Source organism: Oleiphilus sp. HI0067, assembly GCF_001635735.1.
This window is the reverse complement of record NZ_LWFI01000904.1, coordinates 1-2,797: the sequence shown is the minus strand read 5'-3', so window position 1 is coordinate 2,797 and position 2,797 is coordinate 1. Positions and strand designations below refer to the sequence as shown.

Genomic DNA, 2,797 nt, shown 5'->3' with positions numbered 1-2,797 from the left:
AGGTAGGGGATATCTCTCTGGCAGATTCCATTCAAAACTTGTTTGGCTTGCATTGTGTGAGGTGTCGACAAAGTCACTTGAGCTACTGCTACATCCAGCCAGAGAAAGCATGAATATTGCGAAAAAGAGGCGCTTATTAAGCGCCTCTCTACAGACTAATAGCCGAAACATATTAACGAACACTAAAGACGGTTTGTGTGACGCTGCTATGCTCTGAGCCGATCGCGACATCTAGACCGAGTGCTTCAAATATTGATGCGCATTCTGGATCGGTCGCGCCTGACATGCACCCTGGCGCTCCATCTAGATCTTGAGTCAGATCTGAATTGCTCACTAGGTTGTCGAAGTTCAGTACGATTTGTTGGCTGCTTGGATCGAAGTTTGTTAAGGCTATTTGAGGGCGATTCGGACGCGCACATGTCACGGTTTCACCGAGTTGAGGATCTCCAGAACAATTGGTGCTCCCGAGATGAAAGTTCCATGAAGAAGCTGAAAAGCCAAGGTCGCTTGGTCGAATGATTCCGCCGACTGGTGCTACGTCGAGTCGCGCAAACTTGTAACCATTTTGCCAATTCCAATGCATGCTCGTCTGATCTAATGGTGCTACGGCCGTTGCTCTATCTGCGTGATTCAATTCAGAGGGAATGCCAAGTGAAAAGGTAATGCCTGTGAACGCGACATTGGCTGGAGCGCTCACGATTCCTTCAACCTGAGTGTTTGTATTTTTCGTAGCGCCCGAACAGCTCGTATCTTTGTTCATGAAATCGAGCAAGCCCACGTTCTCGTGGTTCCAAGAGTTGTCTTCTAAGTCCAGTGCATACTCATTACTCTGATCATCTGTAAGTCTGATGTCATGCACATAGAATCTAAACTCTCTGATATCAGCATTGGTATTGTTTGTGCCTAGGCCTGTCAGTTGTGTATCGCAATCAATTGATACGTTATTGGCTTCTGCTGCAAATGCGATGGAAACATCTTGTTCTTGTAGGGCGTTGACGTTAGTAGAGCCGCCTGATGAGCAGGCAGCCAAAAGGGCGCATGTTGAGATAGCAGTAAAGTGTGAAAGTTTCATGATGCTCTTGTCCTAATAAAATGAATAAATATTGGCTTTAGGTGGAGCACAGGTCTGAATCTAGAGGATGTCTTCATCAAGCATCAAGCACAATGTATGCACGCGCATGCTTAGAAAAATAAGCAGGCTGACACTGGCTTAGCAATGAAGTTAAATCTAATTGTTGATGACTGTGCTCAAGAGAGCGTCATAGGAGGGGCGCGCGCGCGTTGAAAACTTGTTTTACGCGAAATCGCATTAATTGATCCTGAGCGGATGAAGTCTTGAGTAGGCGAGAATTGCGTGTGCGACAAGTTGCTCGCCAAATGGGCTAGGGCACCTGCCGAAAAGCTACATTGTTCATCTGCGTCGTGAACATTGTGGTTCTGTTCAGAATCACTATCTGTAATAAATACTTGTTTAATGCCTGCGTCGGCCGTACACAAGCTAACCCATGAACCATTTTCCGACAGTGAACCTGCCATTGTGCCTGTCGCGAATAAGGCTTTTTGCATAAACAGCAAAAGCACTGTCAGCACAACTTTGTACTGAAAATCGCTCTGGCGCATGGTGTTAAGGGAGAACTTCATTTTTATAGTTTTTTAAACTTAGTTCAATCTGGGTTCAAACAGACTAACGTGAAATGAAATGCGAATGCAAAATAAAAAAGTAGGAAGGCCGACATTGTCTACTGAATGTTAGGAGGCTCAATGTCGGTTTATTGGTGCATTACTTATCGAATGCGCCGAGTTCTTCAAGCTTGTCAGTAATCGCCGCAGACTCTGGACGATTTGCGATAAGTTCTTCTTTTGTTAAGCCATCTAATTCATGCGGGAATACCAGCCACTCATCGCTCTCATATAAGAAGTAATCTGGGATGCGATTAGTCTTGTTGTTCTTAGGCTTGTAGTAGGGGGTCGCAACTTTAATAGTTGGAGTGTTCTTTTTACAGCGAGCAGTAAGATCAACAATAGTTTGATCAATACTCAGACCGCTGTCGTGTACATCGTCAACAATTAACAGGTTCTGGTGGCTTTCAACGCGATTAATGAGATACGTTAAACCGTGCACTTTTACTTGTTTAGCGCGTTCGCCAATGGCCGTATAGCTCGAAGTACGAATAGCAATGTGGTCGCATTTGACGCCAAGCACTTCAAACATTTCTTGAACAGCGATGCCTACTGGAGCACCACCACGCCATACGCCTACGATGTAGTCAGGGCGGAAGCCACTTTCATAAATTTGAATTGCTAGCTTGAATGAGTCTTCAAGAAGTTGCTGGGCGCTGATAAAAGTTTTTTCCATTGTTCGTACCAAATACAAGTAATAAGTAATCGGCGCGAACTATAGCCAAAAAAGGATTAACTTTCATTAGAAATAAAAAAGGTCGGGTATTCCCCGACCTTATAGTACTGATCTAATGTCGCACTTAGTTAGTGCTGAGAATAACTGAATCGATCAAATGGATCGTACCATTGCTCGCTTTAATATCAGTTTCGATTACTTTAGCGCCTTCAATCAGCAAATCACCATTTGAAATTTCTACTGACACTGATGAACCTTCTCGAAGTGTTGCAACGTCAGAGCCATTAGCTGCGTATGCTGCCAATGCACTGACCTCTGAACCCAAAACGTGCTGCAGCAAAATATCTTGCAAACCTTCGACGGCACCAATGTTATTTTCATCGAAACCTGCTGCCGCGAATGCTGCATCAGTAGGAGCAAATACAGTGAATGTACCCGCAC

General features: G+C 44.5%; 4 protein-coding genes. All 4 read right to left on the bottom strand.

Features of this window, described 5'->3' with window-relative positions; all coding sequences use genetic code 11:
* Positions 1-172: 172 nt before the first annotated feature.
* A complete protein-coding gene (locus tag A3739_RS10360) occupies positions 173-1,072 on the bottom strand; it encodes an MbnP family copper-binding protein (RefSeq protein WP_068478208.1) in 900 nt (299 codons plus the stop codon).
* A 176-nt stretch (positions 1,073-1,248) separates the two neighbouring features.
* Positions 1,249-1,641 (bottom strand): hypothetical protein, encoded by a 393-nt coding sequence (locus A3739_RS10355; protein ID WP_068501272.1) that lies wholly within the window; start codon positions 1,639-1,641, stop codon positions 1,249-1,251.
* 139 nt (positions 1,642-1,780) lie between these two features.
* The gene (locus A3739_RS10350; RefSeq protein ID WP_068478212.1) at positions 1,781-2,356 is read right to left on the bottom strand and encodes a phosphoribosyltransferase; all 576 of its coding nucleotides are present in this window, start codon (positions 2,354-2,356) and stop codon (positions 1,781-1,783) included.
* Between the two features lie 124 nt (positions 2,357-2,480).
* On the bottom strand, positions 2,481-2,797 hold a 317-nt coding region (locus A3739_RS10345), incomplete at its 5' end, for a fasciclin domain-containing protein (protein ID WP_197472263.1).